We start from the raw sequence: 21375 nt of genomic DNA on the forward strand, positions 1-21375 counted from the left end.
CCTCTAAATTTTTTTATATGTTAATTTTATGTTTCTAATAAATACATAATTATTTGAAGTAGATAATTCTTCATTATAACAATAATCATCAAATACGATATTTTTTAAATCATCTAATGAAGTAATTTTATGCTTAACCATCGTTTCTAACATCTTACCTCTTGCTTGTTTTACATACATTGCATTTCTTGTAAGTTTACCGGCTTTATCTTGAACAAAATCAATATTAATTAAATTAGGGTGATTAATCATCTTAGAAAATTCTTTAGATGCAAGAGAGATAATATAGTCTTCATCTTTAAAATATTCATTAATTTCTAATTGCCAATATTTATATAAATCAATATCAAATTTCATAGTCATATCTAAACGATAGGGAATAATGTTAGTATTATATTTCAATACACCATAATATGCAGACATAATATTTAAATATTTATTTAAATATTCAAAATCTTCTTGACTGTATGTATTTAAACTTAATTGTTTAAATACGGTACCTTGATAACAAAAAATAGCTGGTGTATATGGATGATCATTATGATAATAATCATATACAGTATTTGCCATTTTAAATGATATTTTCATATAATCATGTAATTGTTCAACAGAAAATTGTTTTAAATATTCTAATAATTCACTTGTTTTTTTAGGAAAAATAATTTTTGATTTATCTATATTGGATTGTTTGTACTTCATTACTTTTGCAGGTGAAATAATTATTTTCATATTCTTTGAATCCTTTCTATTTATTCATTAATGTTATTATATCTTAAATTCATAAAATATGATATACTTGTGTGGGTGATGAAAAATGAGTAATACAATTTTAATTGATAAAATATTAATTCATATGTTAGATCTAGAACATGGAAAAACAATTTATTCAGATACATTCATAAACTTAGTTGAAGGGACAACTGAGTATTATGATAAAAAAATAGAGAAGTGTTTGGAAAATTCTAATATAAAACAACTAATAGTAGGTAGTGAACATCATTTATTACAGTCAGCAAGAAAAATGCTTGAAAGTGATGAGAGTTTTAAAGAAGAATCTATTTTAATTACACAGGATTTATTTAGTTTATGTAGTAAAATTGAAGAAATGCCTAATGCAAATTTAATGTTTGTGGAATGTAAAGTAGATGGTAAAAAGTTTATTTTAATTATTAAATTAAATTATAAAAATATGCCAATGAGCTTAATTGAAGAAAATGATGGTGTTCGTAGTATTAAGTTTGTTAACAGACAAATTTTACCAAATAAAACAACAGCAGTTGAAGAGGCAATAATTATTGATATTGAGAATAATAGTTTATCAATTATCGAAAAAAGATTTATGATAGATGGAAAACCAGGTTATTATTTAAATGATCAATATATTAAAGGTGAGCCTAAGTTATCTGATAAACAAAAAATGAGTATCGTAAATAAAGTAGTAAAAAAAGTAGATAGTGAATATGCGGTTTTTGAGGGAGATCCTTTACCAGTTGTAAAAAAAGAATTAGCTCAATTAGTAATGGAACATCGACCAATTAAACCGATGGAGTTAGCAAAGAAAGTTGTAGAGAGTGATTATAATGCTACTCAAGAAGTAGAAACAATTATGCGTGATTTAGGAATTGAAGAAGATGATGAAATTGTAAATGTTCCAGTTTCAATAGATCGGATGTCTCGTTGTAAATTAGTGTTGGATGATGATCGAGTAATTGAATTAAGTGTTGATGATTATTTAGAAGGTGTCGATATTTCCCGGGAAATGGATGAAAGAGGACTTACTCGTATTATTTTGAAAAATATAAAAGATGTTGTAGTAAAATAAAAAGGACAATTTGTCCTTTTTATTTTATTATAATATATTTATCAATATTTAAATAATAAACGATTGCTTGAATATTTGCTTGTGGGAAAACGCGAGCTAGAATTTTTTTATAATAATCCATTTGAGCTTTATGTAAATTAATTAATGTTTCGTTTGAAGTTGATTTTTTGAGTGTATCTGTTTTGTAATCAATGATTGTAACATTATTGTCATTTATACAAATTGCATCAAAGATACCATGGATAATTTGTCCTTCATCCATCATTGAAAAACTTTTTTCTTTATATAATTGTTTAGCACTATTCATTAGTTTGCAGACATCACTTTCAAAGAAAGCTTTGAAGTGTGAATAATATTTATTAATGATATTCCATTCATCTTGATTATACAATTCAATATCTTTTAATATTTTTAAATTATCATCTAAATCTAGATTAAAATCCATATGCTCTAATACACTGTGAATAATATTTCCACGTGTTGTTGCTTCAAAACCAAAATCACTAGTATTATCATGATTTAAGTCATTGAAATTAGGATAAATGTTTTGAATTTTTTTGGTAACTGCAATAGCTTTGTTTTCAATAAGTGGGTATTGATATACATATTCATTATTTCTTTGATAATTTGCTAGATCTAGTGTAGTTTCTATTTGATTGTTGATTAGAATTTGTTGTTCAATATCTTCATGTGAAAATAATTTAATTGAAAATTTACTGTGTTTAGTATTTTCCTTAATTAGATTTTTACTTTTATGAATCATAATTGTTTGGAAATTATGCTTGATTTCATTAATTAATTCATCAGAATTATTTTTATCTAGTAAATTTTTATTTATTCCTTGATTGATAATATCATCATGGCGCATTAAAGAAATACCTAACCAGTCTAAATATGAGTTTTGTTTTCTAGCATTTAGATAAAGAATTACTTTATCATTACAGCGAGGATTGATAATTGAATCTTCGTTGTTATTGATAATGTATTTTTGCCATTTAATAATATCTTGAGGTTCTTTGATTAAACCGGTTAAAATGAGCTTTTGTGATGCTCTAGTTAAAGCAACATAAAATATTCTCATTTCTTCATCAATTGATTCATTTGTTTGACATTTGGCTATAACTTTACGATATTTGTTTTCATATTCAATGAAAACATTTTGATAATTACCTAGTTGTTTTGATAAACGCGGTTTAATTGCAATTCCTAATTGTTTATCACTAATTATTCGTTCTCGAGCATCTTGTTGATTAAATTTATTTTGAAGGTTTGATACAAATACAATTGGAAATTCTAATCCTTTTGATTTATGAATTGTCATGAAAGAGACAACATTATCATCATTACTTGAAACCATAGCTGGCGACATATTAACACCATTTTTCATCATTTCATCAAATTTACAAACAATGCTATGTAATGATTCATTTTTCATTTCATCCATTTTTTGTAATAATAATTCCATATTTGCAACTCTTTGAGCACCATTTACTAATGAAGCTAAAAAACTCAAATATTCACTATCTTGATAAAATTTATTTAAACCCTCTTTAACACTGTGATAATTAAAATACTGACGCATTTCATGATAGTAATCAATAAATGTACTAAGTTCTTGATAATATTTTTGTTTAGATTCGATATAATTCAAAACATTATCATACATTGAAATACTATCATCACATCTAATTTTTAAAAGAAGATCTTCGCTAAAATTACTAATTACATAATTACCTTTTAGTAAACTAGTAAAGGCAATATCATTTAAATGATTATCAAAAGCACTAAGTACATTAAAGATACTAATTATTTCATTTGATTGTAAAAATCCTTGAGATAAAACAATGTGACTTGGAATGTTGTATTTAGAAAAAATTTTTTTAAAAGCAATAAAATTACGAGTATTTCTCATTAATACTACAATATCTTTATATTCAGTTAATCTTTTTGTTTTATTAAAATTATCTAATTCAAGCTTACCAACCATATCTTGGATCTTTTTTGCAACTATTTTTGCTTCTAATTCAGCATCTTTTGAACTTATATTAGTTTGATATGATAATAATACCTCAGTTGTAAAACGATTTTCTTGATCAAGACGTTTTGAGGCATTAAGTGTAACTGAATCTAAATCTTCTAGTTCTTTTGCACCTTCTTTTCTTAAATAATCGTAATTTAATTTAGCACTTTCATCTAAGTAATAATCAAGACCACCAATATCGTTGTCCATAATTTGATTAAATATATAATTAACACTATCTAGAACTATTTTATTTGAACGATAATTAAATTTTAAATCAATTCTTTTTGTGTTTGGTAGACGATTAAATGTATTGTATTTATCACTAAATATTTTTGGATCTGCTTCTCTAAAACGGTAAATTGACTGTTTCATATCACCAACCATAAAACGATTGATTACAGGCTTTTTTAAGTCAGCTATTTTATTGATCAAAGTTTCTTGAATTTGGTTTGTATCTTGATATTCATCAATCATGATTTCTTTTAATTGGTTATACAAAAGATTAGCAATTTTGTATTTTGGTTCAAGAAGTTCAAGGGCATTTGCTTCAAGATCATTAAAATCTAATAAATTATTTTGGGTTTTGTATTCTTGATAAGCAATTTTAAATTTTTTTAAATAATTGATTAGTGTTTTTAATGGGATTTTTGATGTTGATAGAGTCAATTTAAATTCATCTAAATTATCATATACTAAATCATTGAAAGTATCTTTGTAGAATTTTACTATTCCATTTTTTAAACGATTATATTCAGCTTTAGCATTTTCATTGTCTTCATTAAAAAGTCCTCGAGCATCATATGATTTAATTAATGAAGCATTACTAGCAGTTATTATTTTATTAATATCTTTACTATCAATTGCTTTAATAACATCGTTATAGTATTTTAAATGACAATCAAATGGACTAGGAAGGTCAGCTTTCTTTGGATTATCACTACCAAAAGGATTTTGATAATAAAATGATAAATTGTTATTTTTAGCAAAGCTTGCTAGTTCATATACTTTATTTAATCCCATTTTTGCTTGTTTAGTTAATAATTCAAAAATTTTTTCATTAATTGGCCAACTATTATAATCATCTTCATTACCATTAATAATATGATCATAAATATTTTTTTCTATTTCATTAATATAGTCATAAAAGTTATAGATTGTGTTACTTAGATTTTCAAATTTCAAAATAGCATTTTTAAAACTTTTAAAATAATATTCAGGAAAATACAAATTAATAAATTCCATAAATTCATCATCATTGATCCATTTTTCAATACACTGATCAAGAATCTGATGTTTTATTGTAGTTGGATCAGTACAAATATCAAATTTACTATTTATCCCAATTAAATACCCATATTGTTTTAATAAAGTACTACAAAAGCCATGGAAGTTTGTGATATAGGCTTTAGGAAGTAATTGTTTTTGTTTCAATAGGTGATTAGATAATTCATTAGTTATATCATCTTGAAGACGTTGATCTAATGCTACTTGAAGTCTTTGCTTCATTTCTAAGGCAGCAGCATTAGTGAATGTTAAAACTAATAATTCATCAACGTTATAATTTTCTTCTTCGATTAGGGCAAGAATGCGATTTACTAATATTTTTGTTTTACCAGAACCAGCTGGAGCTGAAACTAAAATTGAACAATTACGGGTAATAACGGCTTCATATTGACCATCATTTAAAGGACTAATCGGCATTTTCATTTTCCTCCTTAATCAAATATTCAAGATTATTTGTATCTACTAAAGTATATTCATTATAAAAGATATCAAAGTTACATAAAGATTTATAATTACAATAGTTACATGGATTTACCTTAGTATGAATTGTAGTTTCATCACTTCCTTTTGGGCTAATGCTTATATTACCAGAAATTAGTTCTTGATATAAATCTTGGATATGTTTATTAACATATGCTAATAAACGCTCAAATGAAAAACTACTTAAAATATTACCTTTATAACTATCATATTTTTTTACAAATTTTGCTTTGATAATATTTGATTCTTTATCAATATTATTATCAATTTCTTCAATAATTTCTTCATTTACATAACCATTCATTTTATAAAGTTTAAAGAAGTTTTCGTCACTTTCTTCTTCTATTATTGATTTACTACTACTAAGAATTCGTTTTTTAGTATTGAAATAAAGTAAAGCTCCTTTTTCAAGCTTTTTTTGTTTAGTTAAGCTATCTAAATATAATAACATTTGAATATTAAAACCTTGGATTGCAAGTGAGATATCCAAGTTTTTATCACTTGATTTATAATCAATGATTTTTAAGTATTTATCATATTGATCAATTCGATCAATAATTCCATCTAATTTAAAATTAGGATATTGTTGACAGATTTTAACTTCACTGCCAACGATTTTAAAATCACTTACTTTCATTTGATTTATTAAAACAATAATAGTATTAACTAAATCCAATTTAATCATTTTAATAATAAATTTATTAGCATTATGCTTTAGTTTGTCTAATAAATCATTATCATCGATATACTCATCAACATATTTATCAATAAGATTTTGTAATTGATTGTAATCAATATCATTTGAAGATTGGTTATTTTGAAAAAGAATTTTTGTTTTTTCTAAAACATAATGGACGATACTTCCGATTTCATTAGTTTGTAAAGTTGGTTGTTTAAACGGATATAGTTTTAAATCATATTGAGCGAAGTATTTATATGGACAACTATTGTATGTTTCTATTTTACTGGATGACAAATGTGATATATTAATATGATTAGTGATAGATGTTGGTTGGTTATTTGAGTGTTTATAATAATCAATCATATTATTTAAATGTTTTGATGTATCGTCTCTACCAAGCTGTAAATATAGTTTGTTTTTTAGACTATGATGTAGGTAGTCTTTACTGATATCTATTTTAGTAAAGTTGAACATTTGTTTTAATTGTTCATATAGTGATGATTTTAATAATGGTTGACCATCAATTGTGGCATTACTAAAGCAAATAGCAAGAAAGTTAGTGTTACTATTTAGAATTTTTATAATATTGTTTTGTTCTAATCCTATTTGATGATTTAAATCAGGTAAATTTAAAGTTTGATAGTCATTATCTAATAATATCCCAGTATCTCTTATTTGACTTGGAACAATTGTTTCATTTACACCAACAAGATATACATATGAACAATCTAATATACCACTATAACACTGATTATAATTTAATAGATATACATGATCATTATAGATTTGTTTATCTTCGATTAAAGTAGGTTTTAAATTGTTTACTAAGTTATAAAATTCATTTAAAGTAAATGATTGTTCATTTAAAAGATTTGTAAAGAAATTAATTAAAGTTGTCTGATTTTCACTAAATGATATTTCGTTTTTTATAAATGAAATCATTAGATTACAGTAATCTGATAATGTATGACAATCTAAAAAATTATATTTTGATTCAAAGGGATCTTCGAGATGATTAGTTTCTAAATAACTTTTTTTAATTAAATCTATATAATTGTAATCAGTATAACCACTGATTATTTTAGTATCGAGTAAATTTAATAAATCATCTTTGTTATGAGTTAGATAGTATTTAAGTAACAAAATACAAGCATCTAATTCTTTAAATATCAATGTTTTTTTTATGTTATGAGGAATATTGAAATTGTTTAATGTGTCTGTTAAAAGATCAAGATATTCTTGATTTGGATAATATATTGCAAAATCACGATAATGCATATTTTTTTCAATAATATTTTGATAGATGTTTAATACTACACTTTCGATTTGAGCTTTTGGTGTTGTTTGAATTAATGAATGTAATGGTGTGGGTTGTGAATATTTTGGTGATTTTAATGAAAATAGATATGTATTTAAATGATTTAAATATGGAGAATCGTTTTTAATATAGTAATCATTATTGTGATATTGTTTAAATGGAATATTAAAGTTTCTATCTTCATCATTACAATTCATTAAAATCATGACATCGCTATGTTTAGAAATTTGTTTGATTAAATCGTAAGGGCGTTTGTGAAATATTTTTTCTGTTATAAATATATAGTGATTGTTTTGTAAAGATGAATCAATTTTATCTAATAGAAGTTCTTCATATTGATAACATTTGTTTTGTGGGATATTTTTTATTAATGTATTATATAATGTAAGAATTGTAGCTAATTTTTGTTTAGATAATGAAGATAAGTTATCAAGAGAAGAGGTAGTAATATCCTCAAGATAAAATAGATCAAAAATGTTTATTAGTTCGTAAATTAAATCCATTTTATTGCTATTATTGAAGATATTATCAGATGATTCGATTAATTTTTTAGTAATTAAAATTTTATCAAGCTTTGTTAGTTTTTCATATTTATGTAGCTGATAATTATTAATTAATTGTTTTATTAAATCTTGGTAATTAATAATTTGAATGTTAAACAATGTATCAGTGTATTTAAAAAAAGCTTCTTCAAAAAAAAGAGGATCATCAACAATAAAAAGATAATTAGAGAAAATATTTTCTTTTGCCTCATTGATTGTATTGATAATTGTTGTTTTAATTTTTGAACTATATTCTAAACCACAGTATGTTTTCATTATATACCTCCAGTTATTATTTAAAATATACATTAAAAAAGGGGGAGAAATATTCACCCCTTTAATTTTATTATCATTGAATGATAATTTAATGAATTTGAAACTATTTAACAGTAACGTTTTGAGCTTGTGGTCCACGATCAGTTTCATTGATTTCAAATTCAACGATTTGACCTTCTTCTAATGTTTTAAACCCCTCAGCGTTAATTGCTGAAAAATGAACAAAGATATCTTTTCCATCTTCATCATTAGTAATAAATCCAAAACCTTTTTCTTGATTAAACCATTTTACTTTACCTGTACTCATTATCTGGTACCTCCTTGAAATATGTGCAAAAAGGAAATACTCTATGTAACTCTAAATCACAAATATAGGATTGCGGCGATACATAAAGGAATACAATCTTCTAATACTTGTGATACTTTGAAAATTATATTGCTACTTTTGCATATTTATAATAACATATTTTTGGCGATAAATCAAATTTTTTTATGTAAACGCTTTTATAATTTTGAATAAAGAAATTTATATTTTTATTAACAAGAACAAAAAAACATGATAAAATTTTATAAAAGAGAAAGGAGAATGAAAAATGCCATTTATTTCATTTACAACTAATCAAAAATTTTCACTTAGACAAGAAAATGAAATTGTAAAAAGAACAGGAGCATTAATAACTATTTTACCTGGTAAAAAAGAAGAAAACTTAATGCTTCATATTGAAGATAATCAAATTTTATACTTCAGAGGTACAGATGTACCTTGTATGATGATTGAAGTTAAGTTATATAAAAATATAGAATTTGAAGCTAAAAAGAAATTTACTGAAGAATTAGTAACTATGATTAATAATATAACTGCTATTGAAGCAAAAGATATTTACGTTTCCTTTGATGAATATCCTAATTGGGGAAAACAGGGAACACTTGTGTAGTGAAGTTTATAACCTTAAGTCATAATGATTTGAGGTTTTTTTATTGTTTTATAGTAGGTAAAAATATTTTTTAAATTTTTTTAATTTTTCTCTTTACATTTGGTAGAATATTGGATATAATCATTCTTGCGTTGAGGCAAGTAGGCTTAAATAAGATATGGCGGACGTGGTGAAGTGGTTAACACACCAGATTGTGGCTCTGGCATGCGTGGGTTCGATTCCCATCGTCCGCCCCAATTTATTTTAATCGAAAAATTCATAGCATACAGCTCACATAAGTTATTGGTTAGATCCAATACAAATAAATAAAAATCCAACTCATCAGTTTGATGCGCTGGATATAATTTATCTGTTGATTTACCAATACTTATAAGTTATACTATTAATATAGTTACTTTAGTAACGATTGATATTACAATTGAGTGTTGGTATGTTATTACTGAACAGTTATATCTAGTACATTTAACTGATTCCTAGAAATTTTCATATTGTCAGTATGAAATTTCTTATTAAATGAATTTTTATATACTATTATAGCACAGGCGACACTGTATGGCTACATAAATTTTAAAAATTGTAATATTTTCGTCCAGCATTTATTGCTGGGCGTTTTTATTTTATATAAATATGAGGAATTTATTCCTCTTTATCAGTAGAAAATTATTTTTTCTATTCTTTTTGATTGTGGATCAACAACTATTTCTTTGAAGTTTTTTGCAGAAATTTCTTTTTATCATCTAATGTAATCATATCGACGTATTTTTCATTAATATTTTTTCTTTTGATAAGGATATTAATGTATTTATACTTTTTATTTTTTCTTCTAGGACGACAGCACATCTGCAGAATTCATTGGTTGTAATTTTTTCATTTATGTAATCGTTTTTTAATTCAGTAATTTTGTTTTTTATTCTATAGTATTCGCTTTTTATTTTACTTTCTTCATTTTTACTGGTACTGACTGTTTCAAGATACATTACACTATTTTCCAGTTTTGTTTGTGATATTGTTTGGTTGCAGTTTGAACATTTATAGTAGTAGTATTTTTTACTTTTTCCATGAGAGTGAGTACAGCTCATTTTTTTACTGCATTTACAGAAGACAATACCGTCAAACAGATATCTTTTATTATCTTTTAATTTTTTTTGGTAATAAGTTTAGATGCTTCTTTTAAATCTTCGAGTTTTACAATAGGTGGAACTATATCGTAATGTACCATATCTTTGTAAATAAAAATGCCTGCGTATTTTTCATCGCGTAGCATTTCTTTTACTGTTTCAACTGTAAATATACGTTCATTTTGATGAGTATTTAAGTAATCTCTTATTTTATCAATTCTGTAACGTTTTTTTGCCATTTCAACAGCTTTTATGAACAGTTTGGAATGTTCTTCATGTATATAAATTTGTTTGTCTATTCCTCTATAATAGCCAAATCTAGCCTTGCCACCACAAGGATATCGTTTTTGATCAAAACATATATGTCGAAGACCATCATTAGTTCTTTCTACAATTCTTTCGCGTTCGTACATATTATATGAAGCTTTGATATTAGTACCCATTCGATCACCCGCGGTATTATATCTAAGTTCATCATAAACAGATAGAGCTGTTACATTATATTTTTTTGCTAAAGCCAGCATCCAGTTAGTATCTGAAACATCTCTACTTAATCTGGACAGATCATATAAACAAAATAAAACTATATTTCTTTTTTTATGTCATTGATTATTTCTTTTACACGTGGTCTGTCTAAAGATTTCCCAGAATAACCGTCATCTACATAAAAAAATATATCGCTCATATCTGATATAATTTCTATTGATTTCAATTTATTAAATATATGTTATTTTTGGGTGTCGATACTTACACCTTTTTTTGTCTGTTTTTCAGTTGATACCCTTACATATCCGGCTATTTTATATGCATTTTTAATGAAGATATTTATACCCTGTTGTTTTAGTTGGTTTACAATCATTAGTGCATAGATCTGATCGCTATCGATTACTTTTAAATCCAGTATATACAGTTCTTTTATTTCTTCATTACTGAAAAAATTAAGCATATCGTTTACTTTTTTTCTGCGTGTAAACTGTTCTGAATTATTTTCTTCAGCAAACTCGGTAATGTTATCATAGCTAATTTTGTTTTTTAATAAAAATTTTTCCATTTCTTTTTTTTGCTCATCTAGATCACGTAAAAATGGATTAATGTTATTAATATTAGTATTGATATAAACTGCTTTCATTTTATCTACCTCTTTCTATATATTATTGCTGTTTTAGCAACAGGAGCTATTTTAGTATATAGAATTTAGTTGATTCAATATTTGCTTCTTAAAATATAATCATATTTTTATTGATAATAGTCATTTTTTAGCTGGATTGAAAGGTTATGGTTTTTATTGTAAAATTACTGTATGTATTTATACAGTTATTATATTTTATTTAATGATGAATTAATGATATATCTATATGTAATAATGAATAAGAATAGGAGAGGGAAGCATGTCTAAATATTATTTTGAAAAATTAACCCCAATAAATGATGCTGATATAGAAGTATATGAAAAAGCAATAGATTTTGTAATGAGCGATACAGATATAAAAAATATTGCTATTTCAGGGGCGTATGGTTCAGGAAAAAGTAGTCTTTTGGAGTCATATAAAATTAAGCATGAAGAATTAAAGTTTTTATTTATTTCTTTATCACATTTTGAAACATTAAATAGCGATAATGCCGATAGGGAAAGCAAAATTAAAGAATCTATTTTAGAAGGGAAAATATTAAATCAATTAATACATCAAATATCACCTGATAAGATTAAACAAACAAATTTTCGTGTAAAGAAAGAAATCGATAAGAAAAAAAACAGAATAGAAGTGGCAATGATTACTATTTTTATTATAATTTTATTTTATATTGTTTTTTTTAAATATTGGGAGAATTTAATAATTAGTATGAATGCAGGTTTAATAAAAAAGTTTTTATCGCTTACATTAAACTCATATTTTAAATTATTCATTGGAATATTATTGATCATACTGCTGGTTTATTTTGTGAATTTTTTATTAAAGTTACAAAAAAATAGAAATTTAATACGGAAACTTAGTTTTCAAGGAAATGAGATAGAAATTTTAGAAGAAAATGAAGATTCATATTTCGATAAATATCTTAACGAAGTTTTGTATTTATTTGAAAATGCAGATACAGACATTATTGTATTCGAAGATATGGATAGATTTGATGCCGATAGAATTTTTGAACGATTAAGAGAAGTTAATACACTAGTAAATAAATCATTTGTAAAAGAAAATAAAGAAAAAGTACTAAGATTTTTTTATTTACTAAGGGATGATATTTTTATTTCAAAAGATAGGACAAAATTTTTTGATTTCATCATACCTGTAATACCGGTAATTGATAGCTCAAATTCATATAATATTTTTATATCTCAATTAAAGAAAAATGATTTATTTGATAAATTTGATGAGCATTTTTTACAAAATTTGTCACTATATGTTGATGATATGAGATTGTTAAAAAATATATGTAATGAATTTTTAATCTATTATTACAGATTAAATACAACAGACATTAAATATAATAAAATGATGGCAATGATTACGTATAAAAATTTATTTCCAAAAGATTTTAGTGAATTACAGTTAAATCAAGGATTTGTATATTCGTTATTTGCTCATAAGAATGATTTTATTAATGAACAAAAAGAAAATATTAAGTCGCAAATAATTGAGAAAAATAAAAAAATTGAATACATAAAAAAAGAAAACTTAGAATCTGTTGAAGAATTGAAAATTATATTAGACAGTAAGAGAAGTAAGCTTAGTAGAATGTATTATCCTGAAAGACAAAAGGCAGAAAATGAACTAACTGAATGGGAAAAAACAGAATATATTAATAGAAAAGAAGCAATTGAAAATAGATCCCAAAATAAGATTAAGGATATTGAATTGGAAATAAATTCATTAGAAAAAGAAATTTCTAAGATAAATGAATATACATTACAAGAAATAATTACAAGGGATAATATTGATGAGATTTTTAGCATTACTGATATAAATGAAATTGGTGAAGTTCAAAATTTTAATGAGGTAAAGGCTAATACATATTTTAACTTATTAAAATATGTAATTAGAGAAGGATATATTGATGAAACGTATCCGGATTATATGACATATTTTTATGAAGAAGGGTTGAGTAGAACAGATAAATTATTTTTACAAAGTGTAACTGATAAAATTGCAAAAGATCCTGCTTATAAATTGTGTGCACCTCAAAAAGTATTTGCGCGTTTACGTATTCGAGATTTTGAGGAGAAAGAAATTTTGAATTTTTCATTAATTGATTATGTATTAAATAATCAAATTGATTCGAATCAATTATCTCATTTTATATCATATATACAAAACACAAAAAAATTTGATTTTGTTTTTAAATATATTGATGTAACATCTAATTTACCATTATTAATTGAGACATTGAATAGAATGTGGCCAAGTTTTTTTAAAGAAATTTCAATAAATGAAAACTACATCAGTAGTGATAAATTAAAAAAATATTCACTTCTTTCATTATATTATTCTGAAGACCAGGATATTAAAAATATGAACATAGATAACTGCTTATGTAATTATATTTCTAATAATAGATATTATTTAAATATTGATAACCCAGATAATACCAAATTAATTTTAAAATTCAAATTATTAGGGGTAAGTTTTACTACAATTGATTTTGAAACTGCTAATAATGATTTATTTAATGAAGTATATTCTAATTCTCTTTATACCTTAAATTTTGAAAATATAGAATTAATGTTGAAAAAAATTTATGGAGTTTCATCTGAAGAAAATATTATTCATAAAAATTTTTCTTTAATTAGGCAATATTTGAATTCACCTTTATATTGCATGATCAGAAAGAATATAAATGAATATACGAAAATTATTTTAGAATATTGTAATGGAGAACTTACTGATGATGAAAATTCTGCTATTGAAATATTGAATACTGAGGATATTGATATAGATAGTAAAAAAGATTATATTAGCCAGTATAAAAATATTATTTCCAAAATTAAAAAAATTGAAGAAAAAGAGATATGGGATGATTTGTTAAAAAATAGGGTAATCGATTATTCTGAATATAATTTAATGGATTATTTTCTAGAAAAAGGTTTAAATTCATCTCTTATAAATTATATTAATTCTAATGATAAAAATATAGATTTTAGTAGCATCAGCAAGGAATACGAAAATGAAAATTTTGAGAAATTTTTTGAAAATATTATTATTGCTAATGAACTTAACGATTCAAAGTATGAACAAATCATTAAATCGTTGAATTTTTATTATGAAAAATTTAACATATTAGAAATAGAGCGTAATAAAATTTTAATTCTTATAAATGAAAAAATAATTAGAATGAATCCTGAAACATTAATATTTCTAAGAAATAATTATCCAGACACGGTATTATATTTTATTAGGAAGAATATTGATATTTATGAAGAAATCATGAATGATGATTTATTTTTATATGACGAGCTTATTGAAATTTTAACATGGGATATTGACGATAGTATAAAATTATTTTTACTAAAATTTTCTAATGAATCTATTTCAATTTTAAAAAAGAATTATTCAACTGATATAAAACAATATATACTAAAGAATAATCTTGATGATCAGGATATGTATACTTTGTTTGAAGAGTATGATAATTTAGAATCTAGTATTAAATCATTTGTTTTAAAATATGCATTATATCAAACTGATACTATTATAGAAAACTTCCAAAATGTTTCTTATCAGTTAAAAATTGAATTACTTAAATCTTCGGCATTAGGTTATGAAGAAAAGTTTAATATATTGAAAACTATGTTATTAACATCAGATAAGGAAAATGCAATAAAACTTCTTTGTATTCTTGATTTAAAAGATTATATAAAAATTTTAAATACTAACGAAAGGCCTAGATTTAAAATTGATTTGCAAAATCAAGAATTGTTAGATTTGTTTGTATCAAAGGGGTGGTTATATGATTATCAAGAGGATTTACAGAAAGAGGGATATTACAAAATACGCAGACATGCTCCAAAGAAAAAAAATTAATAATTATAGCGCAAGTAAAATACAAAATAGAGTTTCGTAAAGATGTTAAGATAATCGACATTGTGTACATATTTAAAAATACCGAGGCGATTATCACCCCGGTATAATTGGTAATCAAAATCATGGAGACCCCACATTATTTTAGATTGCCTTTATATTTAACTTTATATATCAATAAATTTGTAGCAATATATATGATGTTACGAATATCACATTAATCTATGTAAATATTTTATGTCGTAAAAATGTTTTCCTAAATAAATTTATAACTGTATCGTTTACTTTGTTTTATTTATCATTTATTTTTTCTTGTAACTTATGTATGAAACTGAGTATAATTAGTTGAAAAGCCCTATTTTAAACCATGTAAAACTATTTTGACAAGGGGAAAAGGGTAATGTCAAAGGCTTTTGACAGACAAACTAGTTATATTCAGATACAATAAGGGGGAAGATTAAAGATGGATATTGGATCACAAATCAAGAAATTTAGGGAACAACAAAATATTTCTCAAGAAGAGCTGGCTCTTAAAATATTTGTTTCAAGACAAACAATTTCTAACTGGGAAACAAATAAAAGTTGTCCAGATGTTAAAAGTTTAATTACTTTATCTAATATCTTCAATGTGTCTTTAGATGATTTTATAAGAGGAGATATAAAGGAGATGAGGGAGATTATAGAAAAATCAACAATTAAAAAGTTTAATGTGATAAGTGTAGTTTTCTTAATTGAATTGATAGTTATAGCCGTGAGTGCCTATCCTTTATTTAGTATTAAGGGAAATATAGGAATTGTTATCTGGTTATGCTTGTTTGCAATAACGCTATATACGGCAAGTAAGATTGAAAAATTCAAAAAGAGCTATGACATTCAAACTTATAAAGAAATTCTGGCATTTATTGACGGAAAACAATTAACACATGATGAAACACAACAAGAAATAGGAAAAAGAAATTATCAAAAAATCATATTTGCATTCATTGCAGGTGTAGCACTTATTATATGTTTTGTTGTAATTTTTATTTGTCAGCATTTAATAAATTAAATGGGAGGAAAAATCGTGGAATTTTGGCTTATTATGATTGCCTTTATAGTTATGGGAGGAAGTTGTTCATTAGCAGGTACTTGGTGGGATAGAAAGAATAAAAAAGAAGAAAAGAGACAATAGTAAATTCTATTTGCTCTAAAATCAAATAAGGTGGTGGATAAAATGTTCAATTTAGTTTATAAATCAATTGTTGTAGAATGTTCTACTGGTGTAGAAGATTTAGCAAAAGTTATTGAGAAAAAATCAGAGGAAATGCTGAAAAAGGATATAAATTAGTAACTATGTCTATGATCGGAGCAGATAAAGCTATATTAGTATTTAAAATTTAGGGCGCTGATAGATTCTAACAAAATTTAATATCTATATACATAAAGCAGTTAGTCCTAGGATTGACTGTTTTTTAGTGTTGTTTTATTATCATATCAAGGCCTGTTCAATCGTGGTAAATTCGTGGTAAAATGAGTGTTTAGATGTACTTCAAAATGCTTGAAAGTATAGTATTTATGCGAATAATTGAAAATTAGATATAAAATTTTTATTAAATTATTAGAAAAAATAAAAAATCGAGCAATTTTTCCCTTTCCAATAGATGTATCTACACTTTCTAATTCAATATTAAAACAAACTGTAGTTCAACTAAATCAGAATTTTTCAAATAGTTTAACTAATGCTTGGATTCCAGAGGACATAGAGGAGTGTTCAGGCGATCAAGATTTTCAATGTTATCCAGACCTTGAAGATTCTTATTATGAATTGCTGAGCATAATGATATCATCATGTTATAAATGTGGATTAAAAGATGCGACTAAAGTATTAGTAGGTGATGTAAATAAAACTCAAAAGTGTGGTTTTAAATTGGAATTAAGCTGTTCATGTAGTTTAACAGAATTTCATAAAGAATATTTTTAGGTATCTCCCAGTGATTTGTTATCAATAAAGGATAAGCAATTGGTTGAATTGAAAAAAATAGAATTTGAAAAGTGTGATAATCCAAAGCTAAATAGAGGTGATCATCATGCATCGTTCATGCCTAGAAATGTTCAATTAAAAAAATATAGCGATATACCATATAGTTGTAAAAGCGTATTAAATATATTACAATATTTTGGACTTAACTGTATTACATTCAAAGAATTTTATAAAAATTCTAGTGAAGTTCAAGGTACAGTAGTTATTTCTACATATAGACAAAATGAAACTAATGATATTATTTATGGAAATTTATATTTAAAAAAAGGATTTTACAGTAAAGTTGAATTGGTGTTTCCTCCGGGAGTGGGAAAATGTATTGCATGTTATTGCGACAAAAAAATAGATTACAAAACAATTCATGAATTGGCAACATCCTTAGCTATAATATAAAAATAAATGAAATGATGATTTTATAACTTTTCATGAAAGGTATAATAGTGTATGATGTGGTTAAATTTAAAAAGCTTAAGGTTATAATTTTATATAAATTTATTTTGTGTAGTAGATAAAAAAGGCATGAATTCTATTAAATAGAATTCATATTCTGTACTTTTTAGGCACCTTTAATTTAAAGGTGTCCTTATGGTTTTATTTTTACAATATACTCACTGATGAATTCAGTCTTTTATTATATTATGGAAATATTTCCATAATATTTTACTTTCTATAAATTAAATAAAAAACCTAGAATCCTAGGTTTAAATTTAAAAATATAAAATTATTTCTTTTTTATTTATTTAATTTTATATGGCGTTCAATTTTTCTAACCATGTTTGTATTTCCATTTCACAATTTTCCCAGTCTGCAATAATTAGTTCATCAACTACTTTACCATTCTCTACATAATATATTGAAGGAGCATATTCTAATTTTGGAAAGAGTTTTTTTAGTTCAGAAAATTCTTCTAATCCTCCTTTATCTGTTAGTGTATATTTATAAAATGAAATTTTTCCAGTAAATTTTAATTTTTCTTCCACTTTCTCCAGTTTTTCACAAAATAGAAATTTTTTTTTGAAAACTGTATTATATATTTTTTATTAGTATTAAAAATTTGCTTTACCGTCTTTATGTTATCAATATTAATTATTTCTGTTTGATCTGCTTTATTTATTTTAGTATAGTGTATTCCAAATAAAAAGAATATAATCGCTATACTTATGGATATAAGTATTATCTTTTTTTTCTTCATATTAACTCAATCTTCCTTTCCTTTTGCAATTCTAAGGTACAAATAATCATTAAAAACGATTATTCCTGCAGGCATTTTATTTTATCCTTTAACTGAAGATAATTACACATCACAAGATTTGGAGATATAAGATGAATTACAAGTTTCTTCAGATTAAAATAGTTTAAAGAATTTAAATGTTAAAAAATTATATTGGCACAATCGAAATTGCTATGTATTCTATTTAAAAAATTATTTAACAAAACTAATTAAATATTATTAATAGCCAGTAAAATATATAATTATAAAAACACTCTTAACCATATAATACATATTTAAAACAAATGAAACATTTTACTCTACTGACTTAGTTTTCTTCAATTATTTTCGTTATTTAAATTTGTAAAGTCGAAGAAATATTATTTATCTTCGACTTTCTTATTGCATTTTTCTATAATTAATGATTATTAGATAAAACCATGATAATTATATATAATGCTAATTTTTATAATAATAATTGTGATAGACCATTAGTAAGCATATATTAATTATGCAAATACTTGATAATTCAATTTTAGATATTTGTTATTTTTTATTCATAAATATTTAATCTTCATCTAAACTGTCCATATTTTCTGTTAATTTAGTTAATTTAATTGTAGAGGAAATAGAATGAATTATTTTAATTAAATCTACTATTATAAAAACAATAAAAAATATATCCATCTCATTGTCTATATAAAAGATTAATAACAAAAATACAATATCTATTATCAATTCAATAATAATTTTTTTGTTTATAAAATTTTTTTTCACTAAATACTCCACCTTTTAAATATAGTCTAAATATTAGTGTGCATTATAATTTAAACCCTAGTTGTTACTGTTTTCCAATATACATTAGGATATGTGTTACATTGTTGTGAATGTGCAGGAAGACAATTAGGATTTTTATGTAAAAACGACTCTGCTTTATACTTTATATTTGGTTGAAGAGAATTTAATATTTCTTTTGATCGCGTAGAACAAACATCCTCACCACTACCATATTCCACCATTTTACATACCATTTTAGTAGTTTCAACTACCGTTTTTACCACTTTTATTATTCCCCAAATCGCTTTTATCACAGGCCAAATACTATTTTGTGATTCAAGACTTAATTCATTTAATTCTGTCATACCTGCAGGTAAAGATTTTAATTCCTCATATATTACATTTTCATTATTTATTGGTGTTTGATATACTATTACTCCATCATTTCCATTTGATATTATTATCGTTGCTATATCATCTTCTATAAAATAACTTTCCACTGTATCAAGGGTGATTTCTTTATTTTCAACCTCATTTATTGTTTGAATAAATATATTGAATAATAATTCATCATCACTAGCAGCAAGTACTACTTGTGGATAAAAAGAAATTAAAGTTAATGCAAATACAACTAATGTAGTTAAAAATTTTTTCATAAATATTGTCCTCTCTTTATTTGTTTATTTACAATTTATCAAGGACAGTGTATGAAATAGGAATATGTCTATCTCAATTGTATTATCATATATTATTTCCTTACCTTTCTTAATTATATTATACTATTAAGTATAAAGTTATAAAACTTTTTTTATAAACAAGTTATCCTTGAAAATAAGTAAATTATCCCATATCAATGAATAATATTTTATACAGTAAATTAATATGCTATAATATAATGAGATGCTTTTTTATTGTTATTATTGATAATTGTTAAAATAATAAAAATTGCATCAAATGACTAAAAGCAAGTTACATATATACAAATTAATGAATATAATTGTGATCAAATATATATAAAAACAAGGAGAAAGTATTGAAAAGTAAATAATTTTTAATGGTTGTAGAATTACTGAATGTAATTATGAAATAACTAATAAGGAAAAAATAAAATTAATGATAGTGAAATGTCTATGGGTGTTAAAATAGAGTCGTTATTCGAAATAAAGTTTTATGGAGTTCCTTCTAGAAGATGTGTGTGTAGGATAAACATTAAAAGATCATAATCGTGATCCATCATAAATGTAAAAATTAACTACTCATTAAAGTTGTTAATAAAAAAATTAATATTAATAAAAAAAACATGAATTCTAATTTTAGTAATAGAATTCATGCCTTGATTTTTATTCACTGTATAGTACGTTCTTTCTTTTTATGTGTCTTTTCAACATCTAATTTTCTTTTATTGTCTTTAACTGCTTTTGGAAATTTTGTTTTTTGGCCATTCTTTTTATGAGTACCGTCATATATTGAAAAAAGAGTGTATTTCATTTTTTTTTACATGATCAATTCGTTTATCCATGTCTTTTATATTAATTTTAGCAATTGCAAAAAATCTAGGACGATCTTTTGTTTTCATAAGTTCTTTAATGCTCATTTCATATACCTCTTGGTACACAGATAGTTGGCAGATTTCATCTGCTTCAGAATATTATTGTTAGAATAAAAGATATTTTTAAAGAAGAACTTCCTGAAACAGTTTTCATAAAAGATGGAAAAATTTTAGATGAAGTTCCTCAAAAAGTAAAAACATTAAAAATAGATCCTGGTTCCAAAGAACTTGATAAATACAATTATGACAGCTTCTACAAATTAAAAACCAGAAGATTATATCTGCTTTATATAACTTCTGGTTAAAATACCATTCTTTTAACTT

General features: G+C 24.2%; 17 protein-coding genes and 1 tRNA gene. 7 read left to right on the forward strand and 11 right to left on the reverse strand.

What is annotated here, in order from left to right:
- Positions 1-3: 3 nt before the first annotated feature.
- The gene (locus NQ543_RS02175) at positions 4-729 is read right to left on the reverse strand and encodes a YaaA family protein (RefSeq protein WP_004609088.1); all 726 of its coding nucleotides are present in this window, start codon (positions 727-729) and stop codon (positions 4-6) included.
- Between the two features lie 85 nt (positions 730-814).
- Here NQ543_RS02175 and NQ543_RS02180 point away from each other — a divergent pair, with 85 nt between their 5' ends.
- Positions 815-1822: a nucleoid-associated protein gene (locus NQ543_RS02180; protein WP_004609089.1), complete on the forward strand. Its 1008-nt coding sequence runs from the start codon at positions 815-817 to the stop codon at positions 1820-1822.
- Between the two features lie 19 nt (positions 1823-1841).
- On the opposite strand, the gene NQ543_RS02185 is transcribed toward NQ543_RS02180, so the two are convergent.
- The 3 genes from NQ543_RS02185 to NQ543_RS02195 form a co-directional block, all read right to left on the reverse strand.
- Positions 1842-5546, reverse strand: coding sequence for a UvrD-helicase domain-containing protein (locus NQ543_RS02185; protein WP_039903718.1), 3705 nt, complete (start codon positions 5544-5546; stop codon positions 1842-1844).
- Positions 5536-8427, reverse strand: a complete 2892-nt coding sequence (locus tag NQ543_RS02190; protein WP_004609091.1) for a PD-(D/E)XK nuclease family protein — start codon at positions 8425-8427, stop codon at positions 5536-5538. Before NQ543_RS02190 ends, NQ543_RS02185 begins: the two co-directional genes overlap by 11 nt.
- 103 nt (positions 8428-8530) lie before the next feature.
- The gene (locus NQ543_RS02195) at positions 8531-8734 is read right to left on the reverse strand and encodes a cold-shock protein (RefSeq protein WP_004609092.1); all 204 of its coding nucleotides are present in this window, start codon (positions 8732-8734) and stop codon (positions 8531-8533) included.
- Positions 8735-9020: 286 nt separating this feature from the next.
- Here NQ543_RS02195 and NQ543_RS02200 point away from each other — a divergent pair, with 286 nt between their 5' ends.
- Both NQ543_RS02200 and NQ543_RS02205 read left to right on the forward strand, forming a co-directional pair.
- Complete coding sequence (locus NQ543_RS02200; protein WP_004609093.1) at positions 9021-9362, forward strand: phenylpyruvate tautomerase MIF-related protein; 342 nt, start codon at positions 9021-9023, stop codon at positions 9360-9362.
- Between the two features lie 160 nt (positions 9363-9522).
- A tRNA-His gene (locus NQ543_RS02205) sits at positions 9523-9598 on the forward strand.
- A 510-nt stretch (positions 9599-10108) separates the two neighbouring features.
- Here the strand turns inward: NQ543_RS02205 and NQ543_RS02210 are convergent.
- The 3 genes from NQ543_RS02210 to NQ543_RS02220 all read right to left on the reverse strand — a co-directional run bounded on the left by NQ543_RS02210 (position 10109) and on the right by NQ543_RS02220 (position 11609).
- Positions 10109-10441 carry a hypothetical protein gene (locus NQ543_RS02210; protein ID WP_148344877.1) on the reverse strand — a complete coding sequence of 111 codons (333 nt, stop codon included), beginning with the start codon at positions 10439-10441 and terminating at the stop codon, positions 10109-10111.
- Positions 10442-10497: 56 nt separating this feature from the next.
- Complete coding sequence (locus tag NQ543_RS02215; RefSeq protein ID WP_083784269.1) at positions 10498-11067, reverse strand: recombinase family protein; 570 nt, start codon at positions 11065-11067, stop codon at positions 10498-10500.
- Positions 11068-11207: 140 nt separating this feature from the next.
- The gene (locus NQ543_RS02220) at positions 11208-11609 is read right to left on the reverse strand and encodes a recombinase family protein (protein WP_004609096.1); all 402 of its coding nucleotides are present in this window, start codon (positions 11607-11609) and stop codon (positions 11208-11210) included.
- 259 nt (positions 11610-11868) lie between these two features.
- Here NQ543_RS02220 and NQ543_RS02225 point away from each other — a divergent pair, with 259 nt between their 5' ends.
- The 4 genes from NQ543_RS02225 to NQ543_RS02240 all read left to right on the forward strand — a co-directional run bounded on the left by NQ543_RS02225 (position 11869) and on the right by NQ543_RS02240 (position 17908).
- Complete coding sequence (locus NQ543_RS02225) at positions 11869-15498, forward strand: YobI family P-loop NTPase (protein WP_004609097.1); 3630 nt, start codon at positions 11869-11871, stop codon at positions 15496-15498.
- A gap of 460 nt (positions 15499-15958) precedes the next feature.
- Positions 15959-16543 (forward strand): helix-turn-helix domain-containing protein, encoded by a 585-nt coding sequence (locus NQ543_RS02230; protein ID WP_004609098.1) that lies wholly within the window; start codon positions 15959-15961, stop codon positions 16541-16543.
- Positions 16544-17059: 516 nt separating this feature from the next.
- Positions 17060-17455, forward strand: a complete 396-nt coding sequence (locus tag NQ543_RS02235) for a hypothetical protein (protein ID WP_004609101.1) — start codon at positions 17060-17062, stop codon at positions 17453-17455.
- Between the two features lie 39 nt (positions 17456-17494).
- Positions 17495-17908, forward strand: a complete 414-nt coding sequence (locus NQ543_RS02240; RefSeq protein ID WP_039903665.1) for a hypothetical protein — start codon at positions 17495-17497, stop codon at positions 17906-17908.
- Between the two features lie 353 nt (positions 17909-18261).
- On the opposite strand, the gene NQ543_RS02245 is transcribed toward NQ543_RS02240, so the two are convergent.
- The 4 genes from NQ543_RS02245 to NQ543_RS02260 form a co-directional block, all read right to left on the reverse strand.
- On the reverse strand, positions 18262-18495 hold the full coding sequence (locus tag NQ543_RS02245) for a hypothetical protein (protein WP_004609103.1): 234 nt from the start codon (positions 18493-18495) through the stop codon (positions 18262-18264).
- A 797-nt stretch (positions 18496-19292) separates the two neighbouring features.
- Positions 19293-19502: a hypothetical protein gene (locus NQ543_RS02250; protein ID WP_039903666.1), complete on the reverse strand. Its 210-nt coding sequence runs from the start codon at positions 19500-19502 to the stop codon at positions 19293-19295.
- A 50-nt stretch (positions 19503-19552) separates the two neighbouring features.
- Positions 19553-20158 (reverse strand): hypothetical protein, encoded by a 606-nt coding sequence (locus NQ543_RS02255; protein ID WP_004609106.1) that lies wholly within the window; start codon positions 20156-20158, stop codon positions 19553-19555.
- 803 nt (positions 20159-20961) lie between these two features.
- Complete coding sequence (locus NQ543_RS02260) at positions 20962-21096, reverse strand: hypothetical protein (protein ID WP_259935505.1); 135 nt, start codon at positions 21094-21096, stop codon at positions 20962-20964.
- Between the last annotated feature and the right edge of the window lie 279 nt (positions 21097-21375).

The sequence above is a fragment of the Thomasclavelia spiroformis DSM 1552 genome (assembly GCF_025149465.1).
GTDB classification, from domain to species: domain Bacteria; phylum Bacillota_I; class Bacilli_A; order Erysipelotrichales; family Coprobacillaceae; genus Thomasclavelia; species Thomasclavelia spiroformis.